Source organism: Hafnia sp. CBA7124 (assembly GCF_002355555.1).
GTDB classification, from domain to species: Bacteria; Pseudomonadota; Gammaproteobacteria; order Enterobacterales; family Enterobacteriaceae; genus Hafnia; species Hafnia alvei.
This window is the reverse complement of the sequence record NZ_AP017469.1, coordinates 2,173,448-2,189,516: the sequence shown is the minus strand read 5'-3', so window position 1 is coordinate 2,189,516 and position 16,069 is coordinate 2,173,448. Positions and strand designations below refer to the sequence as shown.

Sequence of the window (16,069 nt, the reverse complement as noted above, 5' to 3'; positions counted from 1 at the left end):
TCTAATACTAGCCTTAACGTTTTGAAATTTAAACCTTCAGGGAAATTTCACTCAGTATATGGCGTAAATAAATACGCCCTTCAGATTGGCTAAAGGGCGTAACGATAAGTCGCGTGATTTAAGCAGGATCAATCACCGCGGTCGTTAGCCGAGAGGTGCAGCATAAGCGATTTTGCTGATCAAAAATTTCTATCTGCCACACCTGATGGCGGCGCCCAACGTGTATTGCCTTGCACACGCCTCGAACTCGTCCTTCACGCACCGCGCGAATGTGATTAGCATTAATTTCTAAGCCAACCACCTGCTGCTTGCCTTCACTGCACAGATAGCCAGCCAGCGAGCCTAGCGTTTCGGCTAATACCACCGAAGCCCCACCATGCAGCAGGCCGAAAGGCTGCGTCGTGCGACGATCGACCGGCATCGTCCCTTCGAGTTCATTATCACCCATACGGGTAATTTGGATATCAAGATGACCGACCATACAATCGGCACCGGTTTGATTAAGCTGCTCAAGCGTTGCCGCACGTTTCCAAATCATCGAACAATCTCCAAAAGTGCCTGTAGTGGATGGCGTAATCCGTTTCCTTCAATGCGTTTAACCTGGCTGCGGCAAGAATAGCCGGGAGCAAGACAACGCTGACGCGGCAAGCGTTGCAGTGCCTGATGCCACGATAGCTCATAAATGCCCAGCGAGTTAGCAAGGTTCTTACTCTCATGGCCATAAGTTCCAGCCATTCCACAGCATCCAACGCTGACATTTTCTAAGGTAGCACCATAGCGGGCAAATATTTTCTGCCATTGCTGCGTGCTGGCAGGCAAGGCCGTCGTTTCAGTGCAGTGCCCAAACAAGTACCATGACTCCCCCGTTTGTGGCGGTGTCTCCTGCGGCTGAGGCAATGCTTTTTGCAGCCACTCGTGAACCAGCTGCACGCTGAAATCCCCACGCTGCTCACCTAAAACTTCACGATACTCATCGCGATAGCACAGCACTAAAGCAGGGTCGACCCCCACCATTGGCATTCCCAAACGCGCAACGCGATTGAGGAAGTCTGCCGTTTTTTGGGCAGTTTTGGCAAAGCGAGTGAGAAAGCCTTTAATATGCTGTGCCTTACCATTGGGTGAGAATGGCAGCAATACTGGCTGAAACCCTAAGCGCTCAACCAAACGGACAAAATCTGCCACTACCTGAGCATCATAGTATGTCGTAAAAGGATCTTGTACGATCAACACATGGCGCTGGCGATCTTGCTCACCCAGTTTTTCGAGCTGTTCCAACGTGGTTTGGTAGGCGCTGTGCCCGGCTAGCGACTGTTTAAGCGTCGGCGTAGACAGTAAAGGTAAGTCCACCATGCCAATACGTTTTTCGCTCATACTGCGCAACCACGGCTGACTGAAGAAGAAGTTAAATACCTTAGGTGCCTTCGCCATCAATGGGGTATAGCTTTCAACGCCTGCGACCAGATAGTCACGTACCGGCCGCAGATAACGCGTGTGATATAGCTGTAAAAACTTGGCCCGAAAATCGGGAACATCAATTTTGATCGGGCATTGGGTCGAACAGGCTTTGCAGGCCAAACAGCCTGACATGGCGTCTTTGACCTCGTGCGAGAAATCATATTCGCCTTTTTTGGCGTGCCAGGAATTACGCGTTTTCTCAATCATTCCGCGCACGGTTGATCGTTCACCCAATTTTTGCTCAAGCGTTAGCGGGTCGACTCCCTGCTCAGAAAGCAATCGTAGCCATTCACGCACCAGCGTCGCTCGGCCTTTAGGCGAATGAATTCTATCGCCGGTAATTTTCATCGACGGACACATGGGGCTGCGCACATCAAAGTTAAAGCACAAGCCATTGCCGTTGCACTCCATCGCACCACGATATTCTGTTCGTACCTGAAGCGGAATGCGTCTGTCAAAGGTTCCACGCTTTTGGGCATCGACCTGCATCATCGGCTCATCGCAATCGAGTGGAGAACAAATTTTTCCCGGATTCAGGCGATTGTCAGGATCAAACGCGGCTTTGATGCGGCGCAATTCGGTAAACAACGCGTCACCAAAGAATTCAGGGCTATATTGAGCACGAAAACCTTTACCATGCTCTCCCCACAGCAAGCCACCGTACTTGGCGGTGAGTTCAACCACTTTATCGGATAGCGTTTTCATCAGCATTTCCTGCTGAGGATCGCACATATCTAAGGCAGGTCGCACATGCAAAACGCCCGCATCTACGTGCCCAAACATGCCATAGGTTAAATTGTGGCTATCGAGCAACGCGCGAAACTCAGCAATATAATCGGCCAAGTGCTGTGGTGGTACGCAAGTATCCTCCACGAAAGGAATCGGCTTAGCCTGCCCCTTCGCATTACCCAGTAGCCCCACCGCTTTTTTGCGCATCGCATAGATGCGTTCAATACCCGAGAGATCTTCGCAAACTTGATAGCCGATCACCCCGGCTTGCTGCGCCGCTATCAGCTCGTCCATGCGTTGGCATAATGAAGCAACACGCGCATCAATCAACGCCAGATCGTCACCGGCAAACTCAACGATGTTGAGCCCCAGCATCTCTTTATCGGGAACATCTAAAATCATGTCGCTAACGGAATGCCAAACAATGTCTTCACGCGCAAGATTAAGGACCCGTGAATCCACGGTTTCCACCGACAACGCCTTTGCCTCAACCATATAAGGCGCGTTACGCAGCGCAGAATCAAAGGAGTCATATTTAATATTCACCAACCGCCGCACTTTCGGGATCGGAGTAATATCGAGTTTGGCCTCGGTCACGAACGCCAGTGTCCCTTCGGAGCCGGTGATAATGCGCGTCAGGTCAAACGTTTGCATATCATCGCTAAACACGTGGCGCAAATCATAGCCGGTTAGAAAACGGTTTAACGCGGGGAATTTATCAATAATCAGCGTGCGGTTATTTCGGCAGGAATCCACCACTGCGCGATAGATTTTTCCTCCCAGTGAGCCGCTTTGCGCAAGCTTCTCCGCCAGCTCAATCGGGACAGGAGCGGTATCCAGAAGCTCACCGCCCAGCAAAACAGTTCGCAGCCCTAATACATGATCAGACGTTTTGCCATACACCAGTGAACCTTGCCCTGAAGCATCGGTGTTTATCATCCCACCAAGCGTGGCCCGATTACTGGTGGAAAGTTCTGGTGCAAAAAAATAGCCGAAAGGCTTTAGATATTGATTTAGCTGATCTTTGATAACCCCAGCTTCAACCCTTACCCAGCCTTCTTCTGGGTTAATCTCCAGAATACGATTCATGTGGCGGGACATATCCACCACAATTCCGCGGTTTAGCGATTGTCCGTTCGTCCCGGTGCCGCCGCCGCGCGGAGTAAACACCAGCGAGCGATAGCGCTCTTCACTTGCTACGCGAGCAATCAATGCCACATCGGGCGTGGAACGAGGGAACAGCACCGCATCCGGTAATAATTGATAAATACTGTTGTCGGTGGCCATGGTTAGGCGCGCCGCATAGCTGGTATCCATATCGCCGGTAAAACCGTTACTTTTCAGCGATTGCAAGAAGTCCAGCACCAGTTGAACGAGTCCTGGTGCCTGAGAAATTTGTGGGATCATCCGTCTCAACCCTGTCATGGTTGCTTATCAAATAAGGCTTATCAAAGCGTGCTCACATCGAAACTGTCTGCATCTATGCGCAGTGCCTGAATCTGAAAGGCAGATCCACCCTTTATTATTAGTCATGCGCTTCGCTGAATGGCTTATGTGCAAAGCATGAACCTAAGAAGCTATCACAAAAAAAGCATAGATGCCGATGTCAGCGGCAACAAAATTTACCCTTTGATAACAATGCGATTGCAACTACACCAAATATACCGCTGGCAAAACGCGGTGTGAGTCGAACATTCTACTGAGCACTCACGCCTTCTCACTTTGCCTATAAAAATCAGAATCTCAGTTTTCTTAATGTTTCTTTAAGGTTCGAAAGAGATACTGCAAATCTAATTATTTCATTAGGTATATTTCATGTCCTATTTCCCTAAAACCTCTGTGGAATTTTGTGCTCAATTATTTGCAGCAGTCACCATCGTGGCTTTTGTCGTTCATTATTTCACCAGTAACTAGGTGGTATCGCCGCAAGCCTTATCACCACCGATATTTAGCCGCCTTGAGATACCGATTTATTAGATTGAGTATTCACGCTGAAATAACATCCACCTGCTATGCTTTCTTACATAGTGACGCTAGGGTTTTTACCCATGATAGGTCATCATAGGCATAGGGAACTCAATGTTCTATTTTAGGATGGATTTCAAATGTATAAACCGCAGCACAAATACGATCTCCCCCGCATCATGTTCGGGGTTTTGTTTGTATCGTTGATGATTGTCGCCTGTCTTTGGGTAGTACGACCATTTATTCTTGGATTCGCATGGGCCAGCATGATTGTTATCGCAACTTGGCCTGTGCTCATTAAATTGCAGAAGATATTTTGGGGTAAGCGCTGGATTGCCGTGTTACTCATGACATTATTACTGCTGCTACTCTTCATTATTCCTATTGCTTTAGTGATAGGTAGCCTGATTGATAATAGTGGCCCCGTTCTTGAGTGGGCATCATCGGCTAAAAACTGGTCTATTCCCGATCTGCTTTGGTTAAAAAGCATTCCTGCCGTTGGGCACAAACTGTATAACAGCTGGCATTCAATGTTAGCCGGTGGCGGCAGCATTATTATTGCCAAAATACAGCCCTATATTGGTCAAACCATCACCTGGTTTGTTGCTCAAGCCGCGCATGTCGGTTCATTCGTGTTGCACTGTTCCCTGATGCTGCTATTTAGCGCGCTGCTATATAGCCGCGGCGAAGATGTCGCCTTAGGTATCCGTCACTTTGCTGTTCGTCTAGGCTCAGAACGTGGCGATGCGGCGGTGGTTCTTGCTGCTCAAGCTATTCGCGCCGTTGCGCTCGGTGTGGTGGTTACCGCGCTTGTTCAATCGGTTCTCGGCGGTATTGGTCTGGCGATTAGCGGGATTGGCTACGCTACTCTGCTTACGGTACTCATGTTCATTTGTTGTCTGGCGCAGCTTGGACCATTGCTAGTACTGGTTCCCGCCATCATCTGGCTGTATTGGAGTGGTGACACAACATGGGGAACGGTGCTGTTAGTGTGGAGCTGTGTGGTGGGGACATTGGATAACTTCCTGCGTCCTGCACTCATTCGCATGGGGGCTGACTTACCGATGATACTCATTCTGTCAGGCGTTATCGGCGGCCTGTTGGCCTTCGGTATGATAGGTCTATTTATCGGTCCAGTCGTACTGGCCGTTTCTTATCGCTTAGTCTCTGCGTGGGTCCATGAAGCACCTGAACCGGTGAAAGACGTTGAGCAAGTCGCGCGCGAATTAGATCAGCTCTAAGCAGAATCAAAAACATTGATATATCATCACGGGGCCAATGGCCCCGTTCTTAATTAAGACTATTCACAACTCTCAGTCTTTATTCAATAAGCAAGCGACACAATTAAGAATATCCTTAAGTTTTTTCTTAATTTAATCATAAATAAATACTTAGCTTTTTTATTTGTGGTTAATTATCCAACCATTAAAGATTATTCTTAAATATGCTGAAAACAAACTATCGTAATAACTAAAAATGGGTTATATAATATAACCTATTCTGATTCAGATGATTCTTAAAGACGATCTAAGCCAGCATACCTATCATGTTCAGTAACTTAGATTGCTAAGTACCCCTAAAGGAGCCGCTTTGTTTAAGCGTAACTTCTTACCGAATTGCTGTGTGTAGTCTTTGCCCATCTCCCTATGATGGGCTTTTTTTTTATTATTTTTCCAGCCTAATAAACCATCGAAAATATTTTAAATTATAAAAAAAGCGACTGTAAATAACAGTCGCTCGATTTAAGATTCGTTTAGTTTATAGCCGAATCTATTTTTCTGACAAATTAATCCACGTTTGAACTACCGTATCTGGATTTAAGGATAAGCTATCAATACCTTCATCCATCAACCAGCGTGCAAAATCTTCGTGATCTGAAGGGCCCTGCCCGCAAATACCCACGTATTTTCCTTGAGCCTTAGCCGCTCTGATCGCCATAGAAAGCAGTGCCTTAACGGCCTCATTGCGCTCATCAAACAGCTCAGAAACCACACCTGAATCACGATCCAAGCCCAACGTTAGCTGAGTCATATCGTTTGAACCAATGGAGAAACCATCGAAATGTTCAAGGAACTGATCGGCCAACAGGGCGTTTGATGGAATTTCACACATCATAATGACCTTAAGATCGTTCTCACCGCGTTTCAGCCCTTCCGATGCCAGCTGCTTAACCACCGCTTCAGCCTGAGCAACCGTACGAACAAATGGGATCATCACTTCAACGTTAGTCAGCCCCATATCATTACGCACGCGTTTTACTGCGGCACATTCCAGTGCAAAGCAATCTTTAAAGCTGTCTGCAACGTAACGGCCCGCACCACGGAAGCCCAGCATTGGGTTCTCTTCATGTGGCTCATAGCGCTCACCGCCAACCAGATTGGCATACTCATTGGACTTAAAGTCAGACAGACGCACGATAACGCGTTTTGGCCAGAATGCAGCCGCCAGCGTGGCGATCCCTTCCGTTAAGCGGCCGATGTAAAACTCAACTGGGCTGTCATAGCCTTGCATCATCTGCTTAATCTCAGCCTGAGTCTCAGCATCTTGCTGGTCAAACTCCAGCAGCGCACGTGGATGCACGCCAATCATGCGGTTGATGATGAACTCCAAGCGCGCAAGACCTACGCCCTCGTTAGGCAGGCGAGCAAAGTCAAAGGCGCGATCGGGATTACCGATATTCATCATGATCTTCAACGGTAGGTCAGGCATGGTCGAAACCTGAGAGCTATGCACCGTAAAGTCCAGCATATCGCTGTAAACATAACCGGTATCGCCTTCGGCACAGGAAACCGTGACTTTCTGACCGTCACGCAAATGTTCCGTGGCATCACCGCAGCCTACCACCGCAGGAATACCCAGTTCACGCGCGATAATAGCCGCGTGACAAGTACGTCCACCTCGGTTGGTGACAATGGCCGATGCTTTCTTCATGATCGGTTCCCAATCGGGATCGGTCATATCCGTCACCAGCACATCACCCGGTTCAATGCGGTTCATTTCGCTGATGTCATGGATGACTTTTACCGGCCCTGCACCGATGCGATGACCGATGGCGCGTCCTTCGGTCAGCACTTCGCTGTGGCCCGTTAGCTGGTAGCGCTCCATCACTTGCTCATTGGAACGAACGGTTTCTGGACGCGCCTGAACGATAAACAGCTTACCGGTGTGCCCATCTTTCGCCCACTCGATATCCATTGGGCGACCATAGTGTTGCTCAATCATCAGCGCCTGATGTGCCAACTGCTCCACTTCATGATCGTTCAAACTAAAGCGATTGCGTGCGTCATCTTCAACATCTTCAATACGAACCTGTTTGCCGTGCTCTTGGCTTTCGGCATACACCATTCGGATTTTCTTCGAACCCATGGTGCGGCGCACAATCGCAGGCTTGCCTTTTTGCAGCGTCGGTTTGTGAACGTAAAACTCATCAGGGTTTACCGCACCCTGCACCACCATTTCACCCAGGCCGTAGGCTGAAGTAATGAAAACAACCTGATCGAAGCCCGACTCGGTATCAATGGTGAACATCACCCCCGCGGCAGCTAAATCAGAGCGCACCATCAGTTGCACGCCCGCAGAGAGTGCCACGCCACGGTGGTCATAGCCTTGATGCACACGATAAGAAATGGCGCGATCGTTAAACAGCGAGGCAAAAACATGCTTCACCGCCACCATCACCGCGTCGATACCTTGAACGTTGAGGAAAGTTTCTTGCTGACCGGCAAATGATGCGTCAGGCATATCTTCTGCCGTTGCGGATGAACGCACGGCGAAGGATGCATCGGCATTGTCTTGTGCCAGTTGTTGATAAGCACTACGAATGTCACGCTCTAATGCTGGAGTAAATGGCGTTTCAACGACCCACTGACGGATCTGTGCGCCCGCTTTGGCCAATTGTGTTACGTCATCAATATCTGTCTTATCCAGCAAATCATAAATACGCTGGTTAACGCCGCTTTGTTCCAGAAAATCATTGAATGCCTGTGCGGTAGTAGCAAAACCATTAGGCACCGAAACACCAAGCTCAGACAGGTTGGTGATCATTTCTCCCAGAGAGGCATTCTTGCCCCCCACCCGATCAACATCGTGCATGCCGAGCTGGTTGTACCAAAGCACGTTATGCAAGTCAGGGTCATTACTAGACATCGAGACAATCCTTTTCACATTCAAAGATGGGTACAGAAAATAATTGTGGCCGTAAATCCGGCGTTTTCAGACTAGCACAATGTGAGGTTTCGCCAAGACAGGTGAATCGATCCACCTATTGGTGAATATCATGAATTTTCTTCAAACCGCACTTTTTTACTCAGAGCTGCTGAAATCCGTCAGCAAAAAACCATAAAAAGCTGAAGGACAATCGGTTTGATACAAGCAAACGATTCCCTTGGTTAATAAGTCCATATCCAAACAGATAAAGCTGAAAAACCAGCGGGCTGAAGGCTTTGAATAGCTATTAATCAATTTTAGTGTTAGTTTACTGCGTGATTAGTCAATTTCGGTAATTAAACGCATTCAATAATTATCACGAGTGAATAAGTTCCTGACACGTTTTCCCCTCAAACGTTATCCTCCTGGCTGATCAATCCGTCACCACGCGTATCTGTTTTTATCCCGTTCTATCGAGTTAGTTGTTTAAACATCACAGCAAAAGATTTTACATTTAAGGTTATTGCCATGATTTTTACCGATTTAGAGCTCCAAGATATTAAACGTTGTATGGATTTATTTTTATCGAAGCGTCGCCCTGCCGAAAACCTACGCCATGAAAATGACCTTTCATATCGAATTACGGGCCATGACATCGACATTTTTGAGCTACACGCCTCAGATGAAGGTAAGAAGCCCAAAATGGTTGAACAACCTTCTATAAAAGTGACCTATGTAGAAGACACTAAGCAATGGACCCTCTATTGGATGCGGCCTAATGCCGAATGGCATCTCTATCAAGATGATGCAGTTCCCTCTTTCAGCATTGCGATGCGTATTGTCGATCGCGATGAGTTTGGCTGCTTCTTCGGATAAGAGCCTTTCGCTCGAACTTGTTTTCGTAATCCGCAGTTTGAAATATAAAATATGTAAATAAAATGTGAGTGCGCTAGAGTAGGAGCTACGTCAGAAAAGCCCCTATAGGAGCGCGGAGTGGAAAGAAGCGTATTTTATATTTCAGATGGCACGGCAATTACCGCCGAGGTTCTCGGCCACGCGGTACTGTCACAATTTCCCGTCGACATCACCTCATTCACCCTACCCTTTGTAGAAACTGAAACTCGCGCCGAAGCCGTGTGCCAGCAAATTAACGACATCTATCAACGTACTGGATCACGTCCGCTGGTGTTCTATTCCATTGTCTCGCCAAAAATTCGCGAAATTATTCACAGCAGCGAAGGGTTTTGTCAGGACATCGTTCGGGCGCTGGTGGCACCGTTGCAGGATGAATTAGGTATGAATCCAGTTCACGTCGCCAATCTCACCCACGGTCTGACTGAACATAACCTACTAAAGTATGATGCCCGTATCGCCGCTATTGATTACACCTTGGCGCACGATGATGGCATTTCTCTGCGTAATCTCGATCAGGCGCAGGTTATCTTACTCGGCGTTTCTCGCTGTGGAAAAACCCCCACTAGCCTTTATCTCGCCATGCAGTTCGGTATCCGCGCCGCGAACTACCCTTTTACCGCCGATGACATGGATAACCTCCAACTGCCGCCCGCGATTAAAGCCTATCAGCATAAGCTTTTTGGCCTAACGATAAACCCTGACCGACTTGCCGCGATTCGCGAAGGACGTCGAGAAAACAGCCGTTATGCCTCGATGCGTCAGTGCCGACTGGAGCTGGCCGAAGTTGAAGCCTTATACCGCAAAAATCAAATCCGCTATCTCAACACCACCAATCACTCGGTCGAAGAGATTGCTACCAAGATCCTTGATACACTCGGCCTGAGTCGGCGGATGTATTAGTTCATCTATCCGGTTAAAAAACGCCGACGCTGACTGCTCGGCGTTTATGCCTTTGCTATTCCTATCATTAAATCTGCATTAAACAATCATTAATATACATTCCAATCAAATAGTTAGACTAATTTACAGAATTAATTAACTGCATACAAAGCCCATCAAGCACGATATTTTTTCCTCGCGGCTTTCTACTTCCGTAATAGCTGTTTTATTATTTCTTTGGATGAAGTTTGAAATTCTAGTTAAAAAACCCAACACACTGCAGATAATATTGATAGAAAAGAGAAGCAAAAATGATGAAGCTCAAGAAAGCTAGCGATGTAGTTTTTACACTTTTGATCCTGATTGTTATTTCTATTAATGGCATTTTTATTTATATGGCAACAAAAACCACACAATTTACTTCCGTTTATCATCTATATTGGTTTTCATTGCTTATATTCTCAGTGATATTATTTAAAGAGGCTGTTTTTGATAAGCATAACATCAAGCTAATTATCATAGGAATAATACTAGGGGGAATTCTTTCTTTGATATCTATTACCTTGTCACTCTCTCATTTCCCACGTTGGAGAATGCTATACATGAATACATTTGATCGTTATGGGCTTTTTTATTTTATATTAGACCAAATGACTTTATTTTGGAGTTGGTTGATAACACCATTAATTTTTCTATGGGTGAAGTTTGTTTTTATACGTGAACCCTCAAAGGACAACCTCAAGTAATCTGTCATTATCAGATGGGTAATATTATTTTTAGACTTCATTTTTAGTGTTCAATAATACTTAAAAATCTCCCTACACATATCAAAAAAATGGTCAGAAAATGAATGTATTGATTAAACTGAAACAACAAACTTTCATACCTTTCTTCTTATGGGCACTGTCATTACAATCTCTAGCAGGGGTGGATACCGGTAGTGAGGGATTGCTCATTATCGAAAATGATAAACAATCATTGATAACCACTAAAGAAACTATAACAAAACATGACATTATCACCTCAGAATATGTCTCAAATAATAAGATACAATGCTGCATAAGAATAGATATCACTCAGATAGGTAAAAAGCAGCTTTTTAACGCTGCAACTGATGTACTTCTTAATAAACCTGTTTACTCGTACGATATAAAAAAGGTTACACCGCTTAAAAATATTAATTTTATTGGAATGACGTATATTGGAAATGAAGCGCTCCATAATAACATCAGCCGAACACTAAACAAGCGGCGCCTTAAAGCCTCGGGTAAAAATTCGATTGATATTTATTTTTTCCTAAGCCAAGAAGGAATACACTTGTATACATTAAATAATTCTAAATTGTCTCAGCACATTTACTATAGCCTTGGCTATGAGGTTACTCCCAACTGTCCTGATTATGTTTATAGTGCAGAGTAAGGAACCCTAGATACACTCGTGTTAAGCCGACGGATGTATTAGTTCATCTATCCGGTTAAAAAACGCCGACGCTGACTGCTCGGCGTTTATGCCTTTGCTATTCCTATCATTAAATCTGCATTAAACAATCATTAATATACATTCTAATCAAATAGTTAGACTAATTTACAGAATTAATTAACTGCATACAAAGCCCATCAAGCACGATATTTTTCCCTCATGATTTTCTACTTCCCCAATAGAGCTTCTATAAGGAACGTTGCACCATGCCAATGGATACTGGTCTCTATTTTTCTTGTCAAATCGGTACCCTACCGATTGAGGCATTTGATGTCACTGAATTCAATTTAAGCGAAGGATTATCCGAGTTATTCACGCTCACCCTCACGTTGGTCAGCACGTCAGATAGCATCGATATGCAGTCACAGCTGCTACAAAGCGCCGTTTTGACCATTACCGTTGATGGCGATGTTAAACGCATCGTCACCGGCGTCGTTACCAGCGCCGAACAGGGCGATTCCGGCTTTCGCCGCACCTATTATTATCTCACCGTGCGCCCCGCCATGTGGGTAATGACGCTTGATCAAGACAGCCGTATTTATCACCAAAAGTCCGTGCCTGACCTGCTAACGGAGTTACTTAAGCAGCATTGCGTTCAGGGCAGTTGCGTCATGATGAAGGATACCCATCCAGCGCATGAGTATGTGACACAAAAACGTGAGTCAGGCTTCGAATTCTTCACCCGCATGGCGGCCGAAGAAGGTTTTGTCTTTTGGTTTGAACCCAAAGGATTGTGCTACAGCGACAGCTATTTAGGTATGGTAACGGGCAGTACCCTAACCTATAACCCGCACCCCAAAGGTGCTGTTTCTGGCGATATTGTTTCTCAATGGCGCTTTGGGGCGCACATGCGCCCGCAAAAAACCGTGCAAAAAGACCGCAACTACCTTAATCCTGCCGACCGTTTACAGCTCGATGGTTGGCCTAACGGCAGTGCGCGTAAACCGACTTCCTTTTCTGTCTTTGAAAGCTATGGCCGTTTTCAAAACGACGGCGAAGCAACTCCATTAACCAAGTATCGCATTGAACAACTGCAAGCCGACAGCCGCACAGGAACTGGTCAGTCTAACTGTGCCGCCTTGATGCCGGGCGAGATCTTTACGCTCACCGAACACCCCGTTGCCGCCATGAACGACAAATGGCAAATCATCGCCATTGAACATCATGGAAAAATGCCTGAAGCGCTTGAGCAAGATAACGGCGAGCATCATCAGGGAACCACGCTGACAAATCAATTTCGCTTCATTCCGGGGAAAACTGATTGGCGTGCACCCTATCGCTATAAACCCACCGCCGACGGCGACGAAGTGGCCACCGTGGTGGGGCCAGCCGGTGAAGAGATCTACGTGAATGAAGATGGCTGCATTCGCGTGCATTTTCATTGGGATCGCTACAATCCTGCAGATGAAAAAGCCTCGTGTTGGATACGGGTATCGCAAGGCTGGAACGGCAGCGGCTTCGGCATGATGGCCATCCCACGCATTGGGCAAGAGGTGATCGTTTCTTACCTTAACGGTGACGTCGATCGTCCTATCGTCACCGGAATGACCTACAACGCACTTAATCATCCCCCGTATGCCTTGCCGGCCAATAAAACCAAAACAGTTTTACGCAGTAAAACCCTGAAAGGCCAAGGCTATAACGAGCTCTCGTTCGAAGATACCTCAGGGAAAGAAGAGCTCTATTTACGCGCTCAAAAAGACTTTCACGCACGGGTTGAAAACGACGCCCAATGGCAAGTTTTGCGCGACCAGCACCACAAAATAGAACGGGACCAAATCACTGAATTAACCCGCGATCGGCACGAAATTATTCAAGGGGAAATGCGCAGCAAAATCAGCGGGGATGTTTCGCTTGAGATGGGGGCAAGTCTGCAACAACAAATTGGCAAATCACACATCGTGAAGGCCAGTAAAGAAATTCACTACAGCGCAGGCAGCAAAGTGGTGATCGATGCAGGAACCGAGTTAACCCTCAAAGCCGGTGGAAAATTTATCACGCTTAATCCGTCAGGGATTTATATGTCTGCGGGCGTGCACATTGGCTCAGGCTCAGCGGGAAGCGGCTCAGCGCTGTCTATAAAATCTCCTCTTGAAGCACTGGAATTAGCCGTTCCACCACCGCTAACGCCAGCCCAATTAGAAACTTTTGAAGCCGAAGCCCCCTATTGCGAAGAGTGTGAAAAATGCAAAGACGGCGGCTGTGGGTTTGGTGATGACGGAGGATCCGGAGGTGGAAGCGGCGGAAGCGGCGGAAGCGGCGGAAGCGGCGGAAGCGGCGGAAGCGGCGGAAGCGGCGGAAGCGGCGGAAGCGGCGGAAGCGGCAACAGTGGAAATGATAACGGCGGCGCAGGCAACAACTCTGGAGGCAACGGGCATAACTCCGGCCCTGATGGCTGCTTTGGAAGCTCTGGCAACTCTGGTTCCGGTAGTAGTTCTAGCGGTGGAATGGGTGGCTCAGATAAAAATAGCCCAAATGGCGCAACTCCGGGATTCATATCCGGCAATTCTGGATCCGGTATTAGCTCCGGCAATAAACCACCGTCTATTGGCGATATGCTAAAACCAGGGGGCTACTGGTAAATGAATACCGATCGTTCATCCGAAAAAGACGTGGTTAGTGTTTCGCGCTGGATAAAAAATACTGAAACCAGTGAGTCTCGACTCTATGCCATTTTAGCCAGCACCAATGGTGGCGCAGCTCTCAAGGCCTATTACGCGCTGGATGGGAAACACACACCGCAGGGCCTTTATGCCGATACACCTTATGCTAACTGGTATCCAGTTATGCCAATGCTGGTTGAGCTTTCCCCCTATAGCCCCTTTTTAACCTGGGTAGAAGAGCATGCCACGCCTGCATGGGGTTGGCTCGCACGCTCTCCGCTTCCTGAGTCGGTGATCACCCAACATCTTGCGGGGTTAACACAGGTGTTCATGCCCAATGGGCAAGCCGTGTTTTTTCGCTACTGGGACGGCCGCTATTTTAAGCAACATCTCGAATTCATCGGTGATAAATGGCATACCGTCCTCCCCGTATTCTCAGACTACTGGGTGGATGGAAAGACTTTCACCTGCTCAATCGACAATGATGCCGATATTCCCAGTTCTCCGTGGTGGCATATTCCGCCAGAACTGATCGAAAAAATGGCCGACAAAAATCCCGAACCACAGGTCAATAATCTTCTACAAATGCTGCGCGAAGAGCATCCCATGATTTATGCGCGCTGGGCAGAACCTGTGCTGCGCCAACGTTTGAACCTGCTGATCACGCCAGAACGTCGCCAACGTGCTGATTTTATTCAACGTATCATCACTGAACTAGAAAAGGGATAAAACGATGTCAGATGATTTTGAGGCATCCTGTGATGTATACCCATGGAAGTCCATGGCAGCCTGCAAAATGTACAGGCCTGATCCGGCTAAAATAATCGCCGATGCTGAGGCTAACTATCTCAAGGTTATGGCGGATATGGGCAGAACGGTGCAAAGCTATATCGCCAATAACCAAGATCGTTTTTGGGGCAGTCTGCTGAATATGGATCAGCAGATTAAGTCTGGTGATATGACGTTAGCCACGGGCAGCATAGACAGTAAAGGCCTACCGCTCTTTATGCAATGCTCTAAGGACGTGGAAAAAACCATTACCCTCACGCATGCATTCGAGTCGGTCAAATTTATCCCGATTCCCAACTCGCCCTTCAAGCTTTTCAAACATAAAGGAACTTACAGCGAGAACGATACGATCACGCCCTATCGGCTTCGCGGCGCCTTGATTCAAGATGTATCCACCACGGGTTTTACCGATTGGCATAATGCCAACCTACAAGGCGGTGACGTCATCAGCTCTGGTCAATTTGACGAGCAAGGCAAAGCGACCGTCACCATTCCGGCCTGCGAAGCAGGCTATTACTACGTGTTAGCCGTATCCCCCGACATCACAGATAGCCTACGAAGCTCACTGGTCACTGCCTATCAGGGATTTGTTGATAAATGCATTACGTGGCTAACAACGCAGTGGACAACCTCATTGCAAGCTGAATGGGCCAAATTTGCCAAAAATGACGGGAAAATTGATAGCGTTGAAGTGATGAGTCACGTCATCACAGGCATCTTCGGTCAGCTAAAAACCCTGTACGACACGTTGAAAAAGGTCTGGGGCTGGGTGAGCGAGTGCAATCTCACCGAGCTTGGAAAATATTTCTCCGTTGAGGGTCTTGAACAGTTCAAAGCCAAATTCGAAGCCGGTGGTAAAGAGATCGCCGATACACTCACGCTGCTGAGCGACGAAATTATGCTCTATATCCTCGTCAATACCCTCTATTGCTATATCTCACTGTTAACACCGCAGCAAATCACCAATGCGCTTGGCGAAGCCTTTGGCCAAATGCTGGTTATGAGTGCGTTGTATTTGGCCCTGCCCGGTGGATTGGCTACTCAGCTATTGGATGTGCTTGATACCGCTAGCGGCGTCATCGGTTAACACCGCTACGGTGCAAATAGCT

General features: G+C 47.3%; 11 protein-coding genes. 8 read left to right on the top strand and 3 right to left on the bottom strand.

Annotated features, from left to right (window positions below; all coding sequences use genetic code 11):
* Positions 1–118: 118 nt before the first annotated feature.
* Both menI and CPY98_RS10090 read right to left on the bottom strand, forming a co-directional pair.
* Positions 119–538, bottom strand: a complete 420-nt coding sequence (gene menI, locus CPY98_RS10095) for a 1,4-dihydroxy-2-naphthoyl-CoA hydrolase (RefSeq protein WP_025801301.1) — start codon at positions 536–538, stop codon at positions 119–121.
* Complete coding sequence (locus tag CPY98_RS10090) at positions 535–3,591, bottom strand: FAD-binding and (Fe-S)-binding domain-containing protein (protein ID WP_096387559.1); 3,057 nt, start codon at positions 3,589–3,591, stop codon at positions 535–537. Before CPY98_RS10090 ends, menI begins: the two co-directional genes overlap by 4 nt.
* Before the next feature lie 698 nt (positions 3,592–4,289).
* Here CPY98_RS10090 and ydiK point away from each other — a divergent pair.
* Positions 4,290–5,390 carry an AI-2E family transporter YdiK gene (gene ydiK / locus CPY98_RS10085; protein ID WP_025801299.1) on the top strand — a complete coding sequence of 367 codons (1,101 nt, stop codon included), beginning with the start codon at positions 4,290–4,292 and terminating at the stop codon, positions 5,388–5,390.
* A 529-nt stretch (positions 5,391–5,919) separates the two neighbouring features.
* On the opposite strand, the gene ppsA is transcribed toward ydiK, so the two are convergent.
* On the bottom strand, positions 5,920–8,295 hold the full coding sequence (ppsA, locus tag CPY98_RS10080) for a phosphoenolpyruvate synthase (protein WP_096387557.1): 2,376 nt from the start codon (positions 8,293–8,295) through the stop codon (positions 5,920–5,922).
* Between the two features lie 528 nt (positions 8,296–8,823).
* Between ppsA and CPY98_RS10075 the strand changes: the two genes are divergently transcribed.
* From CPY98_RS10075 to CPY98_RS10045, 7 genes are all read left to right on the top strand, one after another.
* Positions 8,824–9,171 (top strand): DUF3024 domain-containing protein, encoded by a 348-nt coding sequence (locus CPY98_RS10075; RefSeq protein WP_025801297.1) that lies wholly within the window; start codon positions 8,824–8,826, stop codon positions 9,169–9,171.
* Positions 9,172–9,288: 117 nt separating this feature from the next.
* Entirely contained in the window at positions 9,289–10,110 is an 822-nt protein-coding gene (locus tag CPY98_RS10070) for a pyruvate, water dikinase regulatory protein (RefSeq protein ID WP_025801296.1), read from the top strand.
* A 290-nt stretch (positions 10,111–10,400) separates the two neighbouring features.
* On the top strand, positions 10,401–10,835 hold the full coding sequence (locus tag CPY98_RS10065) for a hypothetical protein (protein ID WP_096387555.1): 435 nt from the start codon (positions 10,401–10,403) through the stop codon (positions 10,833–10,835).
* 100 nt (positions 10,836–10,935) lie between these two features.
* The gene (locus tag CPY98_RS10060; RefSeq protein WP_096387553.1) at positions 10,936–11,508 is read left to right on the top strand and encodes a hypothetical protein; all 573 of its coding nucleotides are present in this window, start codon (positions 10,936–10,938) and stop codon (positions 11,506–11,508) included.
* A 266-nt stretch (positions 11,509–11,774) separates the two neighbouring features.
* Positions 11,775–14,150: a type VI secretion system Vgr family protein gene (locus CPY98_RS20945; protein ID WP_197704305.1), complete on the top strand. Its 2,376-nt coding sequence runs from the start codon at positions 11,775–11,777 to the stop codon at positions 14,148–14,150.
* Positions 14,151–14,900: a DUF4123 domain-containing protein gene (locus tag CPY98_RS10050; RefSeq protein ID WP_096387551.1), complete on the top strand. Its 750-nt coding sequence runs from the start codon at positions 14,151–14,153 to the stop codon at positions 14,898–14,900.
* Between the two features lie 4 nt (positions 14,901–14,904).
* Positions 14,905–16,047, top strand: a complete 1,143-nt coding sequence (locus tag CPY98_RS10045) for a hypothetical protein (RefSeq protein WP_157743843.1) — start codon at positions 14,905–14,907, stop codon at positions 16,045–16,047.
* Positions 16,048–16,069 lie beyond the last annotated feature (22 nt).

What these genes read in the sequence shown, in the direction of transcription:
- menI (WP_025801301.1), bottom strand. Translation starts at nt 538, where the DNA reads ATGATTTGGAAACGTGCGGCAACGCTTGAGCAGCTTAATCAAACCGGT.
- CPY98_RS10090 (WP_096387559.1), bottom strand. Translation starts at nt 3,591, where the DNA reads ATGATCCCACAAATTTCTCAGGCACCAGGACTCGTTCAACTGGTGCTG.
- ydiK (WP_025801299.1), top strand. Translation starts at nt 4,290, where the DNA reads ATGTATAAACCGCAGCACAAATACGATCTCCCCCGCATCATGTTCGGG.
- ppsA (WP_096387557.1), bottom strand. Translation starts at nt 8,295, where the DNA reads ATGTCTAGTAATGACCCTGACTTGCATAACGTGCTTTGGTACAACCAG.
- CPY98_RS10075 (WP_025801297.1), top strand. Translation starts at nt 8,824, where the DNA reads ATGATTTTTACCGATTTAGAGCTCCAAGATATTAAACGTTGTATGGAT.
- CPY98_RS10065 (WP_096387555.1), top strand. Translation starts at nt 10,401, where the DNA reads ATGATGAAGCTCAAGAAAGCTAGCGATGTAGTTTTTACACTTTTGATC.
- CPY98_RS10060 (WP_096387553.1), top strand. Translation starts at nt 10,936, where the DNA reads ATGAATGTATTGATTAAACTGAAACAACAAACTTTCATACCTTTCTTC.
- CPY98_RS20945 (WP_197704305.1), top strand. Translation starts at nt 11,775, where the DNA reads ATGCCAATGGATACTGGTCTCTATTTTTCTTGTCAAATCGGTACCCTA.
- CPY98_RS10050 (WP_096387551.1), top strand. Translation starts at nt 14,151, where the DNA reads ATGAATACCGATCGTTCATCCGAAAAAGACGTGGTTAGTGTTTCGCGC.
- CPY98_RS10045 (WP_157743843.1), top strand. Translation starts at nt 14,905, where the DNA reads ATGTCAGATGATTTTGAGGCATCCTGTGATGTATACCCATGGAAGTCC.